The following is a 20,057-nucleotide window of genomic DNA, read 5'->3' on the forward strand; positions in this document are numbered from 1 at the left end:
GCAAGGTTCTCCGGCCGGTACTTCTCAACCTCCGCAGTGGCGTGGTCGGACGGAGACATTTCTGCAGGGAGGGCAGAGGGCGATGAGTGTGGCTGAGAGTTGGTCGCGTGTGATGAGTCTTCTTCGGGAGCACGCGCCGGCCGATCACGCGGATCTGCCGGGGCCCGCTACGGAGCAGATGCTCGCGGCAGCCGAAGAGCGGATGGGGATCTCCCTGCATGGGGACCTGCGGACGTGGCTGTTGCAGAACAATCCGGATCTGCCGGTGGAAGACGTCGACGACGACGTGATGTGCTGCGGCTTCGACGGGTTCCCCGACGAGGGAAGCTTCTTTCTGGGTATCCGGGCGATGGAGAGGCTTTACGCGAACCGCTCGACGTCCTGTGGATTCGACCCTCCGGACCAGCCGGACTATCCGTTCTGGCGTAACGAGTGGATCCCGTTCCTGTCCGACCAGGACGGCTGGAGGGGAAAGTTCATCGATGTGCGGGACGGGCGTGTCGGCAGCTGGTTCGTGGGTGAGATCACGGTCACGGGCGAGTACGAGTCGATGGCCCGGTACTTCGACTCCGTGGCAGAGACGCTGACGAGGATCGCTGGTGGAAGCTCCCCGGTCTGTCGGTTCACCGAAGGCCGACTTGTCTGGTCGTGAGACGGTCCTCAACCGGATGACGGCCATTGCCAGGCCGCCCTCACCTTGGAACGACAATGAGCCTCGTCAGCGATGGCGTTCCAGCGTGAGGACGGCTGCGGCGACGACGGTCATCCGGTTGGGGCTGCAGCGGGCCCGGCGGAGGATCTGCCAGGACTTGAGTCGAGCGATGCTTCGTTCGACCGTTGCTCGTGCCGCTGACAAGGCTCGGTTGATCGTCTGCTGGGTCGTGGTGAGGTCCCGGCCGGGAAGCCGACTGATGGGTGTGGTCATCCAGGAGCCGGCCCCGATGTAGGCGCGGTCGGCGAGCACGGGGACGCCCTGGCGTTCGCAGATCCGGATGATGCGGTGGGCACGGGCCGCGGTCAGGTCGTGGGTGCGGCCGGGCAGCGCGGGTGAGATCCACAGCAGCTTGCCGGTGGGATCGGCCACGACCTGCACGTTCACGCCGTGACGGCGGTGCTTCTGGGAGAAGTCGGCCCGACTGTCGCCGACCCGGTCGCACTCGGCGAGCGTCCCGTCGAGCAGGACGTAGTCCGGGTCGGTCTCGCGCAGGACCCGCAGGAGGCCGGGTGCTTGGCGGGACAGGTGCCCGACGACGGCCGTGACGTAGGTGTGGGCGGTCCCGACGGATATGCCGAAGCAGGCGGCGATCTGTGCGAGCGTGTCGTGCCGGCGCAGGTAGACCAGGCCGACGAGAGCACGCTGGTGAGGCGGCAGTTTGCAGCGTCGGTCACCCTCACGGGTGACGATGAGCATGGATACCCACTCGACCAGAGCGTGCGGCAAGTCGAGTGCGGCAGGACGGGGAACCAACGAGCCGCCTGCGCTGATGAATTGAGACGTCGAGCACATCTCTCAACGGCACGGGAGCCTCGTGTGTTACGGGACGCTGGCCCGTCACCCGATCCGGGGAAGGGGCTGGATGATCAACCCGTGCTCGGTCTCGACCAGGATCCCGTGTTCGACCAGCCGCTTGAGCTTCACTGGATCTGATCTTTGCAGGCGTTCTTTAGTACTCCAGTCATACTTCGCGATCTGGTTCGATGACCCACGGGACCTTCTGGCCTCAGCCGAGTCACGGAGGTGGGCGGATGGACGAGCGCACGGTCATGTTGAACGAACTCGCGCGGGGCCTGCGCCCGCTCGGGCAGGGTGTCGAGTGGTTCGAAGCCCTCCCCTCCGAGGACCAGTTCGAGGTCCTGCGGGATCTGGGCGGGCACGGCCTTCAGGCGCGCGCGACGGTGGAGGATGGGCCCGAGGGCATGCGACTCGCCGGTATGTGGTGCACAGAAGAGTGCTTCCAAGCCGCACAAGGCCAGGTTGGCCTGGACCACTACCAGGTCCGCCACTGGACCTCTTGGCACCGCCACATCACCCTGGCCATGCTCGCGCTGGCCTTCCTCGCCGCCGTCGCCGTCAGTGCGAAGCCCAACCAGGGCACCACGGACCCGAACCGTCCAGTCCGCAGCAGCGACCCGATCGACCTGACCATCCCGGAGATCCCCACCTCATCGGCACTGTTCGGACGGCCGACCGCACCTCCGCACCGCCTTCTGGCCTGGCCAACCTGGCGCAGACTCCACCAGGCACAGGCCAGAAGCTGCCACTACCGACACCAGGTCGCCCCGCCCACCCACGCGCCCGCCGCTCGCCACCGGCTCCCGTTTCGCGCCGACCACTGGGAGGCGCCCGGACACTCCGGCCGGGGAGGGGGAGCGCCACGGCGGCCCTGGAGCGGGGTGGGGCAGCACTGGACCCGGCGTGAACCCGAGCCCGCCCTACCCAACTGCACCACCAGCCACCAACAGCTCGAAGAAGGTAAGGGAGAGAGGGGTGTCGGCATGCCCGGGCGCCCAGAATCTTGGGACTGATCTGGGGAAATGTCGCAAGGTCGGCTGGAGGTACCGCCTGCCCGTTGTGGGCGCGCCGTACACGGGCCCAGCGGGCGCTATCGGAGCAGGACGTACAGCAGGTAGCCAACGGCAACGAGGGTCAGGAGAACCGGGAGGAAGCAACTGCTTCCTCCGGAGCTCGCGGACGCCGCGAGACTCCCCCCGCCACCGGGCGCGTCGGTCGGGAAGGTGGGGAAGCGGGGAGCGTCCCACTGGTGGGTGCCGTCGCTCTGGAGGGTGCCCAGGTGGAGACCGCCGGTCAGACGGCGCGCGGCGTCGGTGAACTCGACGGCGAGCTCGGCCAGCCGGGACGGCGTTCCTTCTGCGGGCAGTTGGATGTTCCGTGTGCTGTGGGCCTGCAGGTCGAAGGGTTCCATGGTGCTGGTCGCGGCTTCGCGGGTGTAGATCACGTGGACATCCGTGATCGGCAGTGGGGCGCCGTTGGAGACCTCACCAGCCAGGCATCCGGGGCGGCGGCCGGGTTCGCCCCTGCGAGCCGCCTGATGACTCTCGCGTTGACGGGTGCGGCCTGGGCCATCTCCTCGCGCGCCGCGATTGCCCGCAGGTTCTGCTGTTCGGCCGCTTCCTCAGCCGCAGCACGCCTGGCCGCCTCGGCGGCCGTCCCGCTTCTCCTTTGCGACCGTGCGACGGCGATCGGCAAGGCTGATCCAAAGTGCCGTCAGGCTGCTGAGCACTCCGGCAATGGCGGTAATCAACGCGATCACGCAGTCATGCTGACGGTATGTGACGACTGGTGTCTATGGTCTGTGGGAGCCTGCACGCTGTCCGGTCACTTGGCGGGCGGCGGGACGGGGTGCGGGATGGAGTCGCTCTTGAGAGGCGGCGGAAAGCGTGGCCGGCTTCGGGTGGGCCGCCGGCGACTCTGGGCGCCGCCGCGAGCCGTGGCGGGGCCGTCGGAGAACGGGTTGCCACGGCTGTGTGACGGCGCCGCGCTGCCGGTTCGGAGGCCGGGGTGACGAACGTGGGCGCGGCGGCGTTGGAGCAGGGGTGAGCAGCACCTCCTCTCCCCGCCCACGGCGCAGCGGCACCGGGTTGGCGCCGGGCGTCGTTGGTCGGGCCTTCGCCGTCGTGGTCCCCGCTTCCTTGGGCCCGGGAGTCGGTCGACGCCGACCTGCAGCGCGTGCTGGTCGGCCATCAGCGGCTGGTGGCCGCGCGGCGAGAGGCGGCATCCGAGGACTTGGACGAGGACGCTCTGGGCGTGGCGGCCCAGGAGGCCCGCCAGGACGGACAGGACCATCCCCGCACGCGCGGGGAGCAGCTCGACCGCGGCGTCCCGGAAGGGCCCGCCGAGGGACCATCCCCGCACGCGCGGGGAGCAGCTGCGGGACAACGCCGCCACCCACATCGAGCAGGGACCATCCCCGCACGCGCGGGGAGCAGAGTTCGTGAGCTGCGGGTTTATCGGGCGGTGGGGCGGGATTCTGCAACTTGTTGGGATTCGGGCATATCGGGCCTTTGGGGTGCTTCATGGTGGATGCTGGAGGAGTCTATCGAGGGCCGGCTGGGGTGAGGGGCGGTATCCGGCGCGCAGGAAGTCGGAGTGGCCGACTTCCTGCGCGGTGCGAGCGGTTCAGCGTTCGGTGGGGCGGGGCGGGGTGGGTGGGTGGCCGCTCTTCGTGTGTGGTCGGTGGGGTGTTCTGCGGTGACGCGAGACGGTCTGCTGGCGCAGGGGGCGTTGGGGGAGGATTGGTCGCGGCGGGTGCTGGACGATCAAGGGAGGCCACCGATGGATGACGAGGAGAGCCTGCGCCGCTTCGGGCTGCGCCCCGCTCGCGGGCAGCTCGACGAGATCCGCGGGCTGCTCAGGGAGCACGCGGAACGTGAGCGGCGTGCTCAAGGCGAAGGCGACACCGAGCTGATGAAGCTCTGTTGCGTCCAGCTGTTCAACAGTGGTGACCTCGACGACGCCCTCCTCGTCTGGAGCGCGAAGGAGTCCAGCTTCGACGCGGCGTGCTCGATCGACATCGAGCTGCTTCTCGGTCGTGGAATCGAGGCGACGAAGGCCCACCTCTCGGCTCATCCTTCCCCGACTGCGCCGGCGGTGCTCGACCGCCTTCGCGAGCTCGAATCGGAGGGCGCGTTCGAGGGGTTCTCGGTGGAGGAACGTTCGGCCGGCTACGACCGGTACTACGAGGGGGAGTGAGTCCCGTCAATCCGAGGGGGTTCCCTGGGTGCGGGTGAGCCGCCAGATCTGGTCCACGCCGGTTCCGGCCGGGGCGGGGTGTTCGGCGGGGCGGCGGCGGTGTTCGGTGAATCCGAGGCGGGCCGGGATGGCGGCGCTTGGGAGGTTGGCCGGGTCGTGGACGATCTCGACGTAGTCGACGCCGGGGAGGCGGAAGGCCTGTTCGACCAGGGCGCGGGTGGCCCGGGTGGCCAGGCCCCGGCCGGTGGCGGCGGGGTGCAGCCAGTAGCCGATCTCGCGGCCGTTGTCCGAGGTCCCCGGGGGGCGGGACAGCATGCAGAGACCGACGATCGCCCCGTCGGCCACGATCGCGTAGCTGAACGCCTCGCCGCCGGCCCAGAGTTCCGGGCGGCGAGCGAGGAACTCGGCGGTCCTGGCCAGGCTGTGCTCGGTGACCCAGGCCATCCACGGGCGCAGGTGATCCAGTGACTCCTCGATGACCCGGAAGAACTCCGGAAGGTCCGCCTCGCCGTTGAAGCGGCGCAGCGTCAGGTCGTCCAGTTCGATCACCTGCTGTGGAAGGTCCATGCCAGGAGCATCGCGGGTGGGTCCCGCCGTCGGCAACACGATTGGCCGAGCCGTCGCCGGGAGCGCTCGAAGGCCGGTGCGGCGGCGAACGGTTGACGGTCGCCGTCGTGGTCGGTGCGGAGGCCGGCCACGACGGCGGACCCGGGTATCGGACGCTAGCGGGCGGTTGCGCCGAAGTCGTCCTCGACCAGGCGGGTGGCCCACCGGCGCAGCAGGTCGGCCACGGGCGGGTGGTGGAGGCCGGCGGCCTGGGCCAGGCGGTCGGCGGAGGTGGTGTCGTAGCGGTCCTCGGAGAGGAAGGTGAGGGTCTCCGGGTCGGCGCCGGTGAGGGCGCGCGGCAGCCGGCGGACGAGGCCGACGGGTACTCGCCCCCGGGGTGCGCGCACGCCCAGGTGGTCGGCGAGCAGGGCGATGAGGCGGGGAAGGGGCGGGGTGTCCGGGTCGAGGACGGTGTGGGCGTGGGCCGGTCCGGTGTCGTGGTCCGGGACGGCCGCCAGGAACCGGGCCAGATGGTCGATCGCGACCACCGGGACGAAGGTGCGGGCCGTGCCGGGCAGCAACGGCAGGCGGCCGGACCAGAGTTGGCGGACCAGTTCGGCCAGGCCCAGGTACTGGCCGGACTCGCCGGTGACCGAGTGGCCGATGACGCTGCTCGGGTTGACCGTCGTGAGCGGGACGCCGAGCCGGCCGGCGGTCACCCGGACTGCGGCGTCGCCGAGGTGCTTGGAGGCCTCGTACGCGCCGAGCCGGGCGTAGAGGGCGGAGGTCTCGGCGGGCGGGAGCGGGTGGCGGGGTGCGGGGTCCCGGCCGACGCGGTACCCGGAGACGTGGACCAGCCTGCGCAGCCGCGGCCGGGCGGCGGCCCAGTGCAGGGCGGTGAGCGCGCCGTCGACGTTGGCGGCGTGCGCCGTGGCGCGGTCGAGACCGAAGGCGAAGCGGGCGGCGAGGTTGTGGACGTCGCGGACCTCGGCGAGGCGGGCGTCGTCCCCGGGGGCGAGCCCGAGTCCGGGGCGGGTGAGGTCGGCGGCGACGGTGGTGAGCGGGCGGTCGTCGGCGCCGTGGGCGCGCAGCCAGCGGCGGAGTTCGCGGTCGCGGCCGGTGCCGGGGCGGACGGCGGCGGCGGTCGGTTCGCCGCGGCCGAGGAGTTCGAGGACCAGCCAGCGTCCGAGGAAGCCGGTGGCGCCCAGGACCAGGGTGGTCGGCGGATGGGGTGCGGTGCTCGTACTCATGGAGGCTCCGATTCTGTAGACCGGTCTGCATATTTTTTTGGCGCGGAAGGGTGGAGCGGAGTGGTGGCGGGCCGGTCGACAGGGAAATCAGTAGACCGGTCTGCATATTTTTTGGGCGGACAGACGGGCGAGCGGGCGCCGGACCGGCCGGCGCCCGCTCGCCCCGAGCTCAGCGGGTGGGCTGCGGTGCCCGGTTCGCCTTCGCCGCGACGTCCGCGGTGATCAGGTGGCGCACGGCGTGGGCGGCGTCGAGCAGCGGTTCCACGGAGCGGCGCACCTGCGCGAGCAGGACCGCGCCCTCCAGCAGGGCGAGCGCCTGTCCGGCGGCGACGTCCGCCTCGGCGGGTGCGAAGCCCTCGGCCGTCAGGCGCTGCGCGAGCACCCGCTGCCAGCCCGCGTACACCTCCGTGCAGACCTGGCGCAGACCCTCGTTGCCGCCCGCGACCTCCAGGGCGACGGTCGCGATCGGGCAGCCCTTGGTGAAGCCGGACTGCGTGAGGCGGTCGGCGAAGGCCTGGGCGAGGGCGGTGAGCACGCTCGCCGTGTCGGCGCCCTCGCGGGCGAGCGAGGCGAGCAGGTCCTCGACCTCCTGGCCGGCCTGGGTGAGCGCGGCCGCGACCAACTGGTCCTTGCCCTCGGGGAAGTGGAAGTACAGCGACCCGCGGGGCGCGCCGCTCTCCGCCACGACCTGGTTGAGGCCGGTGCCGAAGTAGCCGTGTGCTTCGATCAGGCTCCGGGTACCGGCGATCAGCCGGGCGCGGGTCTCCTCGCCTTTGACTCCCATGCGGAAAACAGTAGACCGGTCTGCATATTCCTGTCGACAGGCTTTCGAGCGGGCATGGTTGACGGGCTGCTGGTTTCGGGCCGAGGGCTTGATCGCCTACCGTTCCGCGCATGACAACGAGTCACCCGTCGACCCCCGGCCCGCAGCACGGCGGCCCTGCCGCACAGCACGACGACTCCGGTCGTCGCCCCGGTCGTCGCTCAGCCCGTCGCCCCGGTCGTACCGGCCTGCTCGCCGCCCTGCTCGCGTCCGCGCTGGGCGTCACCACCATCGCGCTGGCCACCCCGCACGCCGCCTCCGCACCTGCCGCCGCCCCCACCCCCACCCCCGCCGCAGCCACAACCGCAGCCGCAGCAGCCCCCGCGCCCGGCGAGGTCGTCGTCGACGAGGCCTTCAACGGCCCCGGTCTCCCCGCCGGTTGGACCGCCGTCGAGGGCACCTGGAAGGTCGAGAACGGCCGCCTCGTCGGCGCCTCCACCGACTGGAACCAGCAGACCCGCATCACCTTCGGCCGCCACCTCACCGACTTCCGCATCGAGGTGACCGCCCGCTTCGAGACCGTCGTCGACAGCGCCCGCTGGACGGCCCTCGGCCTGGACGTCCCGGCGAGCGGCGCCACCCCGTGGTCGATCGCCACCATGCGCTCGGGCACCACCGCCGCCAACGGCCTGGAGTTCGCCCAGCGCACCCCCGCCGACACCTGGAACGTCACCAACACCGCCACTGGCCCCTCCGCCGCCGGCACCGGCCGCGACGTCCGCGTCGCCGTCGAGGTGCACGGCACCACCGCCCGCTGGCTGCTCGACGGCCGGGAGGTGACGCGCACCACCCAGGTCGCCCGGAGCGCCGACGGCGGACAGGCCCTGCTGGTCAACGGCTCGCAGGTCTCCTTCGACGACCTCAGGGTGACCGCGCTCGCCCCGGGCGCCTTCGTCCGCCAGCCGGGCGCGCCGCTCACCGTGTTCGCCCACCGCGGCGCCTCCTCCGCCGCGCCCGAGAACACCCTCCTCTCCGACGAGGTCGCCCGCCGGGCCGGCGCCGACTGGATCGAGAACGACGTCCAGCCCAGCCGGGACGGCGTGCCGTACGTGGTGCACGACGACACGGTGAACCGCACCACCAACGGTTCCGGCCGCGTCCGCGACTTGACGGCCGCTCAGCTGGACGGCCTCGACGCCGGCGCCTGGTTCGCCCCCGCCGCGGCCGGCGCGCGCGTGCCGAGCCTCGCCGCCCAGCTCGACGACCTTCGCACCCGCGGCGGCAGCCTGCTGCTGGAGATCAAGGGCCCGCACACCCGCGACGAGGTCGCCCGCATAGTCAAGGAGATCCGCGACCACGGCATGACCGGTCGGGTCCTGGTCCAGAGCTTCGAGGTCGACGCCCTGCGCCACACCCGCGAGCTGGCCCCGGACCTGCCGCTCGCCCTGCTGCGCGGCGAGCTCGACGCCGACCCGGTGGCGGTCGCCCGCGGCCTCGGCCTGTCCGCCTACAACCCCGCCGACGGCGCCCTCGCGGCCCGCCCCGGCGTGATCGCGGCCCTGCACGCGGCCGGAGTCGCCGTCAACGTCTGGACGGTCGACGCCCCCGCCCGCTGGAAGGCCCTGGACGCCGCCGGAGTCGACGGGATCATCACCAACCGCCCCGCCGAGCTGGCCGGCTGGCTCGCCGCCCGCCCCTGAAGCCTGGTGCGGAGGCCGGGCGCGGGCAGGCGCACCTGCGCTCCGACCTGCCGGTCCACGGGGCTTCGGGCGAGGTCGCGCAGACGGTCGGCGGCCCGCACCGAGCGGTGCGGACCGCCGACCGGCCGCACGCCCGACTCCTGGTCGACTACCACGTCCGGCAGGCCGTGGCCGACGGCCGCACCGTCGCCCTACGTACCGGGAGTGCCGCCTGCGCTCGCCCTCGTCGAACAGGGCGAGGAGTTCCGCGACGCCCAGGACCTCGGCCTCCGGGGCTGGGGGCGCCTCCGGCTCTCCGAGCGCGGACTCGCCGTCCACCTCGCCTGCCTGCGCAGGAAGCTCGGCCGGCACTGGGTCGAGAGCACCGACCGGGGTCACCGCCTCGGCCGGCCCCGACACCCCGCGGACCGACGACGGAACGATGACAGACCGACGGCGGACCGACGACGGACCGACCAAAGACTGACGACACGTCAATTCGACCTCCCGATTCGGGAGATCGACTTCAACCGGCCGGCCCGGAAGGCTATTCTCGCCCTGCGGCGCACCGGGGTGGGCCTGGAACACTGATCACCGTGGGTGGGGGAAGCATGGCGGACGAACCGGAGAGCACCGAGCTGGACTCCCTGGAGTTCTGGGTCACCGAGGACGAGACGAACGACGGCGACACCATGGGCCTCTTCGGCCGCGACCGCGAGGCCGTGCTGCGCCGGGTGCCGCTCGGCGCGCTGCGCACGAATCTCACGGAGACCGTCGACGCGCTGCAGGCGCTGTTCGAGCGGATCGCGGAGCGCGGCGGCCCGATGCCGCTCAAGGAGGTGCAGTTGAGCTTCCAGGTCTCCGCCTCCGGCGGCGTGCAGCTGATCGGCAGTTCCCAGGTGCAGGGCACCCGCGGGATCACCTTCGTCTTCGGCCACTGACGCCCGACGGGCCGGGCTCGATGGCTGGGTTCGCCGCGCTGCTGATCGGGGCCGGCGACTACACGCTCGCGGGTCTCACCCCGCTGCCCTTCGTCGCCCGGGACCTGCAACGGCTGGGCGAGGCCCTGCGGGCCCGGGGCTTTCGGGTCGCCCTTCCCCGGGCGCACGGCCAGGTGGGCGCGAACTTCGTGAACGGCGAGGTCGGCCAGTTCCTGCGGAACGCCCGGCGCGGCGAGACGCTGCTGATCTGCCTGAGCGGGCACGGGCTGTCCGCCGAGGGGCAGGACTACCTGGTCCCCGAGGACGCGCACCCCGGGGTGGAGCCGTTCTGGTCCGGCTGCGTCGCCCTCGACTGGCGCAGCGAGATCGAGAACACCCCCGCCGCCCAGGTGCTGTTCCTGATCGACGCCTGCCGGGAGGGCGTCCGGCAGGACTCCATGGGCGGCACCGTGGGCTGGGGAGCCAGGAAGGCTCTCGCCGTGGCCGGCCGGAAGGTCGCCCACGTCTACGCCTGCTCGCCCGGCGGGTTCGCGCTGTTCGTCGCCGGCGGGCCGCCGGGGCGGAGACCGGACGACGGCTCGTTCAGCCTCTTCTCGCGCGCGGTCCTGGAGACGCTGCTCTCGCACGAAGGGCCGCTCACCCTGGAACAGCTGAGGGTGCACACCCAGAGCCGGATCGAGGACCTCCACGAGAAGCACCGGAAGAAGGGCGGTCCGCAGAGCATCCGGGTGCTCACCGACGCCGACCACGCGCAGTTCGTGGTCGCCGGCCCGGCCCGGGTCACCGCTACCCCCGCCCCCGTCACCCCCGTCACCACCCCCGCCGCCGACGGGAACGGGCGGGAGCCCGTGCTGCAACCGATGTCCGTCGTCGCGCCGACGGACCCCCAGGACACCCGGGTCCTGCTGGCCGCCGCCGTCCACCAGGCGGTGACCGGCGGCGGCACCGGCCTCCTGGCGGAGTTCGCCGCCGTCGGGAGCACGGCCGAGCTGCTCCAGCTGAGCTCCCAACTGGACATGGCCCCCGGGGCGTCCGCCGCGATGTGGGCTGCGGCGGCCGTCCGGCGCCCCGTCGGCCCGCTGATGGAGCTGGCCGTCGCGCTCTGCCGCACGGGACACACCGAGGTCGCGGACCGGTTGATGGGCGCGGCGGCCGTCGAACGCCCGGCGGACGAGCTGCTGCTCGCCCTCACCGCCGCCGGCCTGCCGCCCGACACGGACGAGCTGCTGCGGACGGCGCTCGTCCGCGCGCTGGCCGGACTGCCGGCGCAGGCCCTGGTCACCTCCGTGCTCCGCCTGCACCGGGCCGGACTCGCCCTCACGGTGGCGCAGTTGCTCGCGGAACCGCGCCCGCCGGAGGACCTGCCGCCGCTGCTGACCGCACTGGACGGCGAGGGCCTGGTGGCGGAGGCCGACAAGCTGGTGCTGAGGGCGTTCGGCGCGCGCGGTTACGCGGAGGTGGACCGGCTCTTCGAGGTGCTGTCCCGGGCCGGTCAGGCCGGCCGGCACGCCGCGGCGCTGACGGCGCTGGCGGCGGGCGAGGCGGCCGGGATCGTCGAATGGCTGGCGACCGGGGGAGCGCGGGAGGGCTTCGAGGAGGACGCCGCCTTCGTGCTCCGGGCCGCCGTCGCGCAGCGGCCGGACTGGTACCTGCTGCCGGAAGCGCTGCGCGCGGCCGGACTCCGGCGCCACGTCGGCCTGGTGCACGAGGAGGGCGCCCGACTCGAACCGCCGGCGGTGCGCAGGGCGCTGGAGCACATGGTGGCCGAGGGCGCCGAGGAGGATGCCAGGGCCGTCGTGGTCCGGGCGGTCAGGCCGCTGCGCCCCCGCCCGGCCGCGGCCCTCGTCGCGCTGCTCCGCGGCCGGAGGACGGCGGGGCTGTTCCTCCCCGCCCTCGTGGCGGTGTGTGAGGAACCGGCGGCCCTGGTGGCCGAGTTCCTCACGCACGTCGGAGCAGGCCCCCTCGGCGGCGAGGGGAGCGCCGGCGGCCTGCTCGATGCCGTCGTGCCGGTGCTGGCGGACCGGTATCCTCCGCACGAGGCGGCGGCGTTGTGCGAGGCCCTCGACCGGGACGGCCGCCACAGCGCGCTCGCCGTCGAGGTCCGGGAGGCGCTGGTCCACCGCAGGCCGCCCACGGACCTGCTGGCCGTGGCGGCGGCGACGCCGGGCCCGGTCCGGTTCGCGTTCCTGCGGCAGATCGTCGCGGCGCCCCGGGGCCCGGAGCAGCTGGCCGATCTGCTGGCGATGCCGGGCCACGAGGGTCTCGGGCCGCTGCTCGGCGTGCCGGTGGCGTTGGCCGTCGTCGCGGAGCACGACGACGCGACACTCGGCGAGGTCCTCGGCGCACTCCTGGCGCGGAATCGGTCGGTCGCGGTGGATTCGTTGCTCGAGGCTCTCGCCAGGTGCCCGGACCCGGCCCGGCCGGCGCGGGCCGCGGAGTGGCTGGAGGAACGGGGGCAGCACCGGCGGGCCGCCGAGCTGCTCACCTCGGCCGCCGATGGGCGGAGCGCGGAGGGGCTCGCTTCCCTCGTCGAAGCCCTGGGGCACTCCCCGAACCGGGATCTCGAACGGCGCTTCCTGGACGAGGTGGTCATGCGCCGGCCCGTCGCGGAGCTGGTCGCCCTGGCCGGGGCACTGCTCTGGATCCCGGGACGGGGTCGGCGACTGACCGGGCTGAGCGTCGGCATCCTCGCCCTGGCGGTCGACCGGCGCTCGCCCGTGGAGGTGGCGCTCCTGCTGGTCGCCCTCGACGGGGCCCGGGGCCCGGGCGGTCGGGATCTCGTCGAGATCACGGATCTGGTCGCCGGGTACCTCCGGAACCGGTCGGTCGAGGAGAGCGGCGCGCTGCTCGGACACCTGGGTGCCGTGAGCCCCGGTCACCAGCCCGGCGAGGGGCTCGTCCGCGCTCTGCGGGCCAACGCGCCCCGGCTGCTCCACGCGGCCCGGGCGACCGGGGACGAGTCGGGCACCCGGTACGTGCTCGGCGCGCTCGGGGGCGACCCGTCCCTCCGGGGCGAGGAGTTGCGGGACCTGTTGGAGGAACTCCACCGCAGCGGCGGAGCCCGTGAGGCCCGGCTGCTCCTCGACCGGGCGGCCTCCTCGCCGGCGGTCATGGCCGAGCTGATGACGGCGTTCCCGGAGAGCGAGACGCGTGGCGGGCTCTACACGCAGGTCTGGCGGGCGGCGGCGGGCCGACCGGTGGGGGAGGTCGCCGCGGTCCTGTGGTGGCTTCGGCGCGCGACGCCGCGCAACCTCGTGTTCGCCGGGCTGTTCGCGACGTCCGCCTCCCGGCGGCGGTGCCGGTCGCTGCTGATCGCCCTGCTCGCCGGGGGGCAGCGAGCCGTGGCCGACATGGTGCTCCAGGCCGCGCCCTGGGTGACCGGTTCACCCGGCGGGGCGCCCGTCGGTCAGCACGATCCGGCGGTGCGGGCGCTGTTGGAGGAGCTGAGCGGTTTCCTCCTCGACGCCGACTCCGGCCGGATCACGGACGGCCTGCGCGAGTTGCGGTGGCGCGGGGCCGAAGAGCTCGCGTTCCCGCTCCTCCGCCGGCTGGCGTGGCACCGCGACGCCCCGGCGCTCTGGGTGAGCCTGCACGAACAGGGCCTGTACGGGTACGCGACGGCGTTGCTGGCCCTCGCCCCGCCGCGTGTCGAGGCGAGCGGCTGGTACCGGCTTCTCCCGCCGCTCACGCCATCCGACCGGCCGGCGCTCCTGGCGGAGGCCGGCGCGGACCTGCCGGTGCCCGTGCTCGTCGCCGAGGCCGCGACCGAGCGGGCCGCCCTGCTGGCGGCGGTCGTGCACCGCCCGCCACAGGAGGCCGCCGGCATCCTGGTCGAGCTGGCGGACAGTCCGGCGCCGCCACTGCCACCGGCCTGGGGCGCTCCGCCGTCGGATTCGGCGCAGAAGACCGAGGAGCTGAAGGAGGCGCTGCGGACCGGCTTGCGCAAGGTGCTGGCCGCGGCCCGGCCGGTGGACGAACTCCTGGAGGTCCTGCGGTCGTTGACCCGGTTGCAGCGCTCGGAGGAGGCGCGCCGGCTGCTCGACGAGCTGGTCTCCGGCGAGCCGGTGGCCAGGGCCGTCGAGCTGATGACGCAGCCGCCGGAGCGGGCCGGGCACGCGCTGACGCCGCTGCTCACCGAGGCAGCGCTGGCGCACGGCACGGCGGCCGAACTCCTCGCCGGGCTGCTGCGCGCGGGGCACCCGCGGAGTGCGGGGCGGATGATGGACGCGATCGCGGCCCGGGAACCCGGCGGCGAGGTGGCGGCGGAGCTGGTGGTGGGCCTGGCCGGGGCCGGGGTGATGCCGCAGGTCCGCAGGCGCTGGACGGCGGGCTACCTCCGGGGCCGGGAGCCGCGCGAGATCGACCGGTTCCTCAAGCACCTGGAGCGTGCCGGGCTACGGGACGACGCGCTGGCCGCCTACCGCTCGCTCGAAGACGAGGACCGGGAGGCGATGACGGAGTTCACGAGGGCGGAGGTCGAGCGGAACGCGCGGCTGCACGCCGCACTGATGCCGACCTCGCCGCACCCCGCACCGTCGCCGCACCCCGCACCGCGGCCGCCCGCCGGGGAGCCGCCCGCCGCGCCGCCCGACCGGGCGCGGCCGGCACCCCCGGCCGCGGCATCGCCGGGCCCCGCACAGCCGGAGGGCTTCTTCTCCCGGCTGGCCCGCCGCCGTCGCTCCGGCGGCCGGTGAGCCGGGCGCCGAACCGCCCGGGGAGGAGGACCCCGCCCCGCCGGACCGAGGCTAGAACGTGCCGAAGCTCGCCGGCCCCGCCGGCCGGTAGGTGTGGGCGGTGACGCCGGACGGCGTGGTGCGGGTGTCGACGAGGCGGAAGGCGGTGGGCGGGCCCGCCTCGGGGAAGAGGCGGTGGCCGGTGCCGAGCCGGACCGGGGCGGTGACGAGGTGGTACTCGTCGATGACCCCGCGCGGCATCAGGGCCCGGGCGAGCGCGCCGCTGCCGTGGATCTGGATCTCGGTGTCGCCCAGCCGCTCCTTGAGCGCGGCCACCTCGCCGGGCAGGCCGCCGGGTCCCGCGCCGGTCAGCACGGTGGTGTTGTGCCAGCCGGGGTCGCGCAGGGTGGTCGAGGCGATGTACTTGGGCAGCGCGTTGAGCGGCGCGGCGATCGGGTCGGCGGGGTCGGTCACCTTCGGCCAGTAGCCCGCGAAGATGTCGTACGTCCGGCGGCCCAGCAGGAAGGCGCCGGCGCGGCCGATCACGCCGTTCATGAGGGCGCCGAACTCCTCGTCGGCGAACGGGAACAGCCAGCCGCCGTGGGCGAAGCCGTCCTCGCGGTCCTCGTCCGGCCCGCCGGGGGCCTGCATCACGCCGTCGAGGGTCAGGAAGGTGGTCAGGACGAGCTTGGCCATGAAGGGTCTCCCCGCTCGGATGTCGCCCCCACCGGGACCCAAGATCCCAGACCGCCGCCCGCGGCGCCGCGGCGCCACGCCGGTGGGACGGCGCGCGAGCGGGTCTGGAAGAGTGCGGGGCATGAGACTTCGCTGCGCAGTGCTCGACGACTTCCAGGGTGTCGCCACCACCATCGCGGACTGGTCGCCGGTGGCCGACCGGGTGGAGGTCGTGGCGTTCCGCGAGCACCCCGCCTCGGAGGACGAGCTCGTCGCGGCGGTGGCGGACTTCGACATCGTCGTCACGCTGCGGGAGCGGATCGCCTTCCCCGCCCCGGTGTTCGCCCGGCTGCCCCGGCTGCGGCTGCTGGTCGCCTCGGGCATGCGCAACTCGGTGATCGACCACGTGGCGGCCCGCGCGCACGGGGTGACGGTCTGCGGGACGGCCAGTTCGTCGACCCCGCCCGTGGAGCTGACCTGGGCGCTGCTGCTCGGGCTGGCCCGCGGGCTGGTCGAGGAGAGCACGGCGCTGCGCACCGGCGGGCCGTGGCAGAGCACGGTGGGCGCCGACCTGGCGGGGCGCCGGCTCGGGCTGCTGGGCCTCGGGAAGATCGGTGCCCGGGTGGCCCGGGTGGGGCTCGCGTTCGAGATGGACGTGGTGGCCTGGAGCAGGAACCTCACCGACGAGCGGGCGGCGGAGGCGGGGGTGCGCCGCGCCGGGTCCAAGGAGGAGCTGCTGCGCGACAGCGACTTCGTCTCCGTGCACCTGGCGCTCGGCGAGCGCACCCGGGGACTGCTGGGCGCGCCGGAGCTGGCGCTGATGAAGCCGGAGGCGTACCTGGTCAACACCTCGCGGGCGGCGATCGTCGACCAGGACGCGCTGCTGGCCGCGCTCGCCGGGGGCCGGATCGCGGGGGCGGCGGTGGACGTGTTCGACCAGGAGCCGCTGCCGGCCGGCCACCCGGTGCGCACGGCGCCCCGGCTGCTGGCCACCCCGCACCTGGGGTACGTGTCGCGGGACAACTACCGCCGCTACTACGGCGAGGCGGTGGAGGACATCGCGGCGTTCCTGGCCGGCGCGCCCGTCCGGGTCCTCGGCGGCTGACGGCCTTCGGTCCTTCCGCCCTCGCTGACGGCCTGCGGCGCGTCCCCCCCAGCTGACGGCCGGTGGCCCGCCCCCCGGGGAGGGGACGGGCCACCGCTGCCGGGCCGTCAGGCGACCGACACGGCGCTCCACGCGGCGGCGACCGCCTTGTACTCGGTGCCGTTGAGGCCGTACAGGTCCCTGGCGGCGTTCAGGGACGCGGCGCGCGCGCCCTTGTAGTCCGTGGTGGACGTCATGTAGACGGTCAGCGCGCGGTACCAGATGGCGGCGACCTTCTGGTTGCCGATGCCCGCGACCGTCGAGCCGTTGCAGGTCGCGCTGTTGTAGGTGACGCCGTTGACCGTCTTGCTGCCGCTGCCCTCGCTGGCCAGGTAGAACCAGTGGTTGCCGACGCCGGAGGAGTTGTGCACGTCGAGCTGGCCGACCTTGCGGCTCCAGCAGTCGGCGGAGCGGCCGTCCAGCGAGGGCTTGTCGAAGCGGCGCAGCCACGGCGGGGTGGACTGGTCGCTGAACAGGTAGTCGGGGGTGTCCACGGCGTTGTGGGCGTACCACTCGACCATGGTGCCGAAGATGTCCGAGGTGGCCTCGTTGAGGCCGCCGCTCTCCCCGCTGTAGCGGAGGTTGGCGGTGGCGCTGGTGACGCCGTGGGTCATCTCGTGGCCCATGGTGTCGAGGTCGACCTGCTCGGGGTCGGTGGTGCCGTCGCCGTCGCCGGTCATCATGCAGAAGCAGCTGTCGGACCACTGGGCGTTGTCCCAGTTGGTGCCGACGTGCACGAAGACGGTGGCGCCCTTGCCGTCGTTCCTGATGCCGCTGCGGTTGAAGGTGTTCTTGTAGTAGTCGTACGTCCAGGCGGTGTTGGCGTGGGCGTCGACGGCCGCGGTGGCGCGGTCGGTGGAGAACTTCCGCCCGTCGCCCCAGACGTTGTCGGCGTCGGTGTAGAGGGTGCCGGAACCCGCGTTGAGGCCGTTGGCCGAGACGTTGTGCGCGTCCTTGGTGACGTGGCCGCGCAGCGGGTCGATCAGGGCGTAGCCGCCGCTCTGGGCGGTGGTGTCGATGGTGATGTCGCCGGTGTACTCGGAGTGGCCGGTGCCGCTCGCCCCGTGCTCGGAGTCGTAGGCCTCGATCTGCTCGCCGGTGGTGGCGTCGGTGACGACGACGCGGCCGGCCGGCTGGCCGTGGTCGCCGGTGCCCTGGACGGTGGTGCGCCAGGCCAGGCGCGGGGTGCCGTCGGCGGCCCAGACGACGAGTTCGGGGCTGCTGGTGGCGTTGCCGACGCCGGGGGCGGCGGCCAGGGCGCGGCCCGCGGTGAGCTGCGCGGGGACCTTGGGGACGATGCTGCGCACGGCGGCGTCGTGGGCGGCCGCGCGGGAGGAGTCCTTGAGCCGGCCGCGGGCGTCCTGGTGGACCACCAGGTCGCCGCCGACCACCGGCAGGCCGAGGTAGGTGCGGTCGAAGCGGACGTGCTGGGTGCCGTCCGCGTCCAGCACGACGTCCTTGACGACGAGGTCCTGGCCGTCGGCGAAGCCGAACACCGCCGCGTCGCGGGCGACGTTGGCCCGGGCCTGGGCGATCGCGGCGTCACGGCCGGTGGGGGCGGCCGAGGCGGTGCCGGCGGTGACGGTGGCGGCGACGAGGGCGGCGGTGGCCGCTATGGCGCCGGCCGCGAGGCGGCGGCGGGACGAGGAGGAGGGGCTCACTCTGACTCCAGTCGGGGATGCTGCGTGGTGCAGGGATGAGGGATGCGAAGAGATTGACGGTGATCAGTCAGTCGGAGCTAGAGCAAACGTCAGATTTTTGCCAAGTTGTGTCCTGTGTTGATCAAGAGTGATCAGTTGTGGGCGGCCTGTTTACGCTCGTGCCATGACGACCCCCCAGCCCCCGGCCCTCGACCTCCTCTGGCGCGGCGACTTCGACGACCGCGAGCTCGACGCCCTGCACGCCGCCGCCTTCGGTGGCGCGGGCGGCCCCGACGGCGCGCCCACCCCCTGGCGCGCCCGGCTGGAGCGCCACAGCCTCGGCTGGGTCTGCGCCCGCCCGGCGGCCGGCGGCCCGCTGCTCGGCTTCGTCAACATCCTCTGGGACGGCGGCGTCCACGCCTTCCTCCTGGACACCGCCGTCGATCCGGCTGCCCAGCGCGGCGGCATCGGCACCCGGCTGGTCGCCGCCGCCGCCGAACGGGCCCGCGCGGCCGGCTGCGCGTGGCTGCACGTCGACTTCGAGCCCCACCTGCGCGGCTACTACCTGGACGCCTGCGGCTTCCGCCCCACCGACGCCGGCCTGCTCCGCCTCTGACGGACCCCCGCCCCGGCCCCGGCCCCCGCGCCCCGGTCCCCGCCCCGGCCGCGCCTCCCGTACGCTCACGGGATGGACGGATGGGTGGGGGCCTGGACCGGCGGGCGGCGCGCCGTGCACATCGGCAACGTCGCTGACTTCAACGAACAGTTCCTCCCGGAGGACGAGCGCCGGCAGCCGGACGCGGACCGCCGCGCCCGCCGGCTGCGCCAGGCGCACCACTACGCCGGCCTGGCCGTCGCCTACGGCCCCGACCCCGCCGCCCTGGTGCTGCCCGCCGAGGTCGACCGGGCCTGGATCGACCTGCTCGCCCGCGAACTCGACTGGGGCCCGGTCGAGTCCCACACCGGCATCGCCCCCGGCACCACGGTCGCCGAGGCCCTCGCCGCCCGCCCCGCCCTGGCCGCACGGCTCGCCGCCGGCCCGGGCCCGGTACTGCACTGGGGCCGCACCGCCGCCCACGGCGACGGGCCGGAACTCGCCGCGGTGCGCCGCTACGAGTCCAAGGCCGCCGCGCACGAGCTGTTCACCGCCCTCGCCCCCGGCCACCCCGGCATCCGGGTGCCCCGCCAGGAGCCCGCCGACACCCCGCGCCGGGCCGCCCGCCGACTGGCCGTCCGGGCCGCCCGGGGGCTCACCACCGTGCTCAAGTCGCCCCACGGGGTGGGCGGTTACGGCACCGCCGTGGTCACCCCGGCAGAACTCCTGGCGGCCGGCGGCGCCCGGGCGCTGCTGCGCCGCCTGGTCCGCGAGGACGTGCTGCCGCCCGGCGGCACCCTGCTGCTGGAGGAGTACGTGGACGCCGGCCAGGCCGGCTCCGGGCGGCTGCGCGACCTCACCTTCGACGCGGTGATCGGCGCCGACGGCCGGGTCCACCCGGTCGGCGTCGGCGAGATGGCCGTGGACGGCACCCGTTACCAGGGGGTGACGGTCGGTCCGGGCGTGGTGCCGCCCGGCGCCGCGGCCGTCGCCGAACGGTTCGGGCTCGCGGTGGGGGAGCGGCTGGCCGCCGCCGGCCACCGGGGCTGGTACGACGTGGACTTCGTCACCGACCGGGAGCGCCGGCTCGCCCCGACCGAGACCAACCTCCGGCTCACCGGCCCGGCGGTCGCCTTCGTGCTGCGCCACCGCCTGGACGAGGTGCGCGGCCCCGGCCACCTGGTCCGCACCCTGGACGCCATGCCGCTCGGCGCCCGCCTCCCGCAGGAGGCGCTGTTCGAGCACCTGGAACGGGTGCGCCCGCGCTGCGCGCGGCTCGGCGCGACCCTGCTGCCGCTGATCGTGACGGCCGGCTACGAGCCCGAACCGGCCGTCGGCCTGGCGCTCGCCGCCCGCGCCGCCGAGGCGCTGGACGCGGCGCAGGCCCTGCTCGGGGCGGCCCACCACGCGCTGGGCCGGATGTTCGAGGCGCTGCGCTGA

Annotated in this window: 16 protein-coding genes and 2 pseudogenes; 10 read left to right on the forward strand and 8 right to left on the reverse strand. The window is 74.0% G+C overall.

Features of this window, described 5'->3' with window-relative positions; all coding sequences use genetic code 11:
- Window positions 1–82: 82 nt before the first annotated feature.
- Complete coding sequence (locus ABT238_RS32630; RefSeq protein ID WP_350802296.1) at window positions 83–652, forward strand: SMI1/KNR4 family protein; 570 nt, start codon at window positions 83–85, stop codon at window positions 650–652.
- 66 nt (window positions 653–718) lie between these two features.
- Here ABT238_RS32630 and ABT238_RS32635 read toward each other — a convergent pair whose 3' ends face one another.
- Window positions 719–1,468, reverse strand: coding sequence for a transposase family protein (locus ABT238_RS32635; RefSeq protein ID WP_350802314.1), 750 nt, complete (start codon window positions 1,466–1,468; stop codon window positions 719–721).
- A gap of 296 nt (window positions 1,469–1,764) precedes the next feature.
- Between ABT238_RS32635 and ABT238_RS38850 the strand changes: the two are divergent.
- A pseudogene (locus tag ABT238_RS38850) lies at window positions 1,765–1,878 on the forward strand (DUF5958 family protein); the annotation flags it as partial.
- Between the two features lie 39 nt (window positions 1,879–1,917).
- A pseudogene (locus ABT238_RS38855) lies at window positions 1,918–2,277 on the forward strand (IS701 family transposase); the annotation flags it as partial.
- A gap of 326 nt (window positions 2,278–2,603) precedes the next feature.
- Here the strand turns inward: ABT238_RS38855 and ABT238_RS32645 are convergent.
- Window positions 2,604–2,957 carry a hypothetical protein gene (locus ABT238_RS32645; protein WP_350802297.1) on the reverse strand — a complete coding sequence of 118 codons (354 nt, stop codon included), beginning with the start codon at window positions 2,955–2,957 and terminating at the stop codon, window positions 2,604–2,606.
- Window positions 2,958–3,134: 177 nt separating this feature from the next.
- Window positions 3,135–3,272 (reverse strand): hypothetical protein, encoded by a 138-nt coding sequence (locus ABT238_RS32650; protein ID WP_350566673.1) that lies wholly within the window; start codon window positions 3,270–3,272, stop codon window positions 3,135–3,137.
- Between the two features lie 1,022 nt (window positions 3,273–4,294).
- Here ABT238_RS32650 and ABT238_RS32655 point away from each other — a divergent pair.
- Entirely contained in the window at window positions 4,295–4,711 is a 417-nt protein-coding gene (locus tag ABT238_RS32655) for a hypothetical protein (protein ID WP_350802298.1), read from the forward strand.
- Between the two features lie 6 nt (window positions 4,712–4,717).
- Here the strand turns inward: ABT238_RS32655 and ABT238_RS32660 are convergent, their stop codons facing one another.
- The 3 genes from ABT238_RS32660 to ABT238_RS32670 form a co-directional block, all read right to left on the reverse strand.
- Window positions 4,718–5,278, reverse strand: coding sequence for a GNAT family N-acetyltransferase (locus tag ABT238_RS32660; RefSeq protein ID WP_350566676.1), 561 nt, complete (start codon window positions 5,276–5,278; stop codon window positions 4,718–4,720).
- 155 nt (window positions 5,279–5,433) lie between these two features.
- Entirely contained in the window at window positions 5,434–6,507 is a 1,074-nt protein-coding gene (locus ABT238_RS32665; RefSeq protein ID WP_350572577.1) for an SDR family oxidoreductase, read from the reverse strand.
- A gap of 169 nt (window positions 6,508–6,676) precedes the next feature.
- Window positions 6,677–7,291, reverse strand: coding sequence for a TetR/AcrR family transcriptional regulator (locus tag ABT238_RS32670; RefSeq protein ID WP_350802299.1), 615 nt, complete (start codon window positions 7,289–7,291; stop codon window positions 6,677–6,679).
- A gap of 110 nt (window positions 7,292–7,401) precedes the next feature.
- Between ABT238_RS32670 and ABT238_RS32675 the strand changes: the two genes are divergently transcribed.
- The 3 genes from ABT238_RS32675 to ABT238_RS32685 all read left to right on the forward strand — a co-directional run bounded on the left by ABT238_RS32675 (window position 7,402) and on the right by ABT238_RS32685 (window position 14,584).
- Complete coding sequence (locus ABT238_RS32675) at window positions 7,402–8,970, forward strand: glycerophosphodiester phosphodiesterase (RefSeq protein WP_350802300.1); 1,569 nt, start codon at window positions 7,402–7,404, stop codon at window positions 8,968–8,970.
- A gap of 590 nt (window positions 8,971–9,560) precedes the next feature.
- Window positions 9,561–9,890 (forward strand): Pepco domain-containing protein, encoded by a 330-nt coding sequence (locus ABT238_RS32680; protein WP_350572082.1) that lies wholly within the window; start codon window positions 9,561–9,563, stop codon window positions 9,888–9,890.
- Window positions 9,891–9,910: 20 nt separating this feature from the next.
- On the forward strand, window positions 9,911–14,584 hold the full coding sequence (locus ABT238_RS32685) for a caspase family protein (RefSeq protein ID WP_350802301.1): 4,674 nt from the start codon (window positions 9,911–9,913) through the stop codon (window positions 14,582–14,584).
- Between the two features lie 51 nt (window positions 14,585–14,635).
- Here the strand turns inward: ABT238_RS32685 and ABT238_RS32690 are convergent, their stop codons facing one another.
- Entirely contained in the window at window positions 14,636–15,259 is a 624-nt protein-coding gene (locus ABT238_RS32690) for a dihydrofolate reductase family protein (RefSeq protein WP_350572080.1), read from the reverse strand.
- Between the two features lie 121 nt (window positions 15,260–15,380).
- On the opposite strand from ABT238_RS32690, the gene ABT238_RS32695 reads away from it, so the two are divergent.
- Window positions 15,381–16,343 (forward strand): D-2-hydroxyacid dehydrogenase family protein, encoded by a 963-nt coding sequence (locus ABT238_RS32695; protein ID WP_350802302.1) that lies wholly within the window; start codon window positions 15,381–15,383, stop codon window positions 16,341–16,343.
- 107 nt (window positions 16,344–16,450) lie between these two features.
- On the opposite strand, the gene ABT238_RS32700 is transcribed toward ABT238_RS32695, so the two are convergent.
- A complete protein-coding gene (locus tag ABT238_RS32700; protein ID WP_350572078.1) occupies window positions 16,451–18,043 on the reverse strand; it encodes a M4 family metallopeptidase in 1,593 nt (530 codons plus the stop codon).
- Window positions 18,044–18,206: 163 nt separating this feature from the next.
- On the opposite strand from ABT238_RS32700, the gene ABT238_RS32705 reads away from it, so the two are divergent.
- Both ABT238_RS32705 and ABT238_RS32710 read left to right on the forward strand, forming a co-directional pair.
- Window positions 18,207–18,638 carry a GNAT family N-acetyltransferase gene (locus tag ABT238_RS32705; RefSeq protein WP_350572077.1) on the forward strand — a complete coding sequence of 144 codons (432 nt, stop codon included), beginning with the start codon at window positions 18,207–18,209 and terminating at the stop codon, window positions 18,636–18,638.
- A 72-nt stretch (window positions 18,639–18,710) separates the two neighbouring features.
- The gene (locus tag ABT238_RS32710; protein ID WP_350802303.1) at window positions 18,711–20,057 is read left to right on the forward strand and encodes an ATP-grasp domain-containing protein; all 1,347 of its coding nucleotides are present in this window, start codon (window positions 18,711–18,713) and stop codon (window positions 20,055–20,057) included.

The organism is Kitasatospora sp. NPDC001527 (assembly GCF_040298605.1).
GTDB lineage: Bacteria > Actinomycetota > Actinomycetes > Streptomycetales > Streptomycetaceae > Kitasatospora.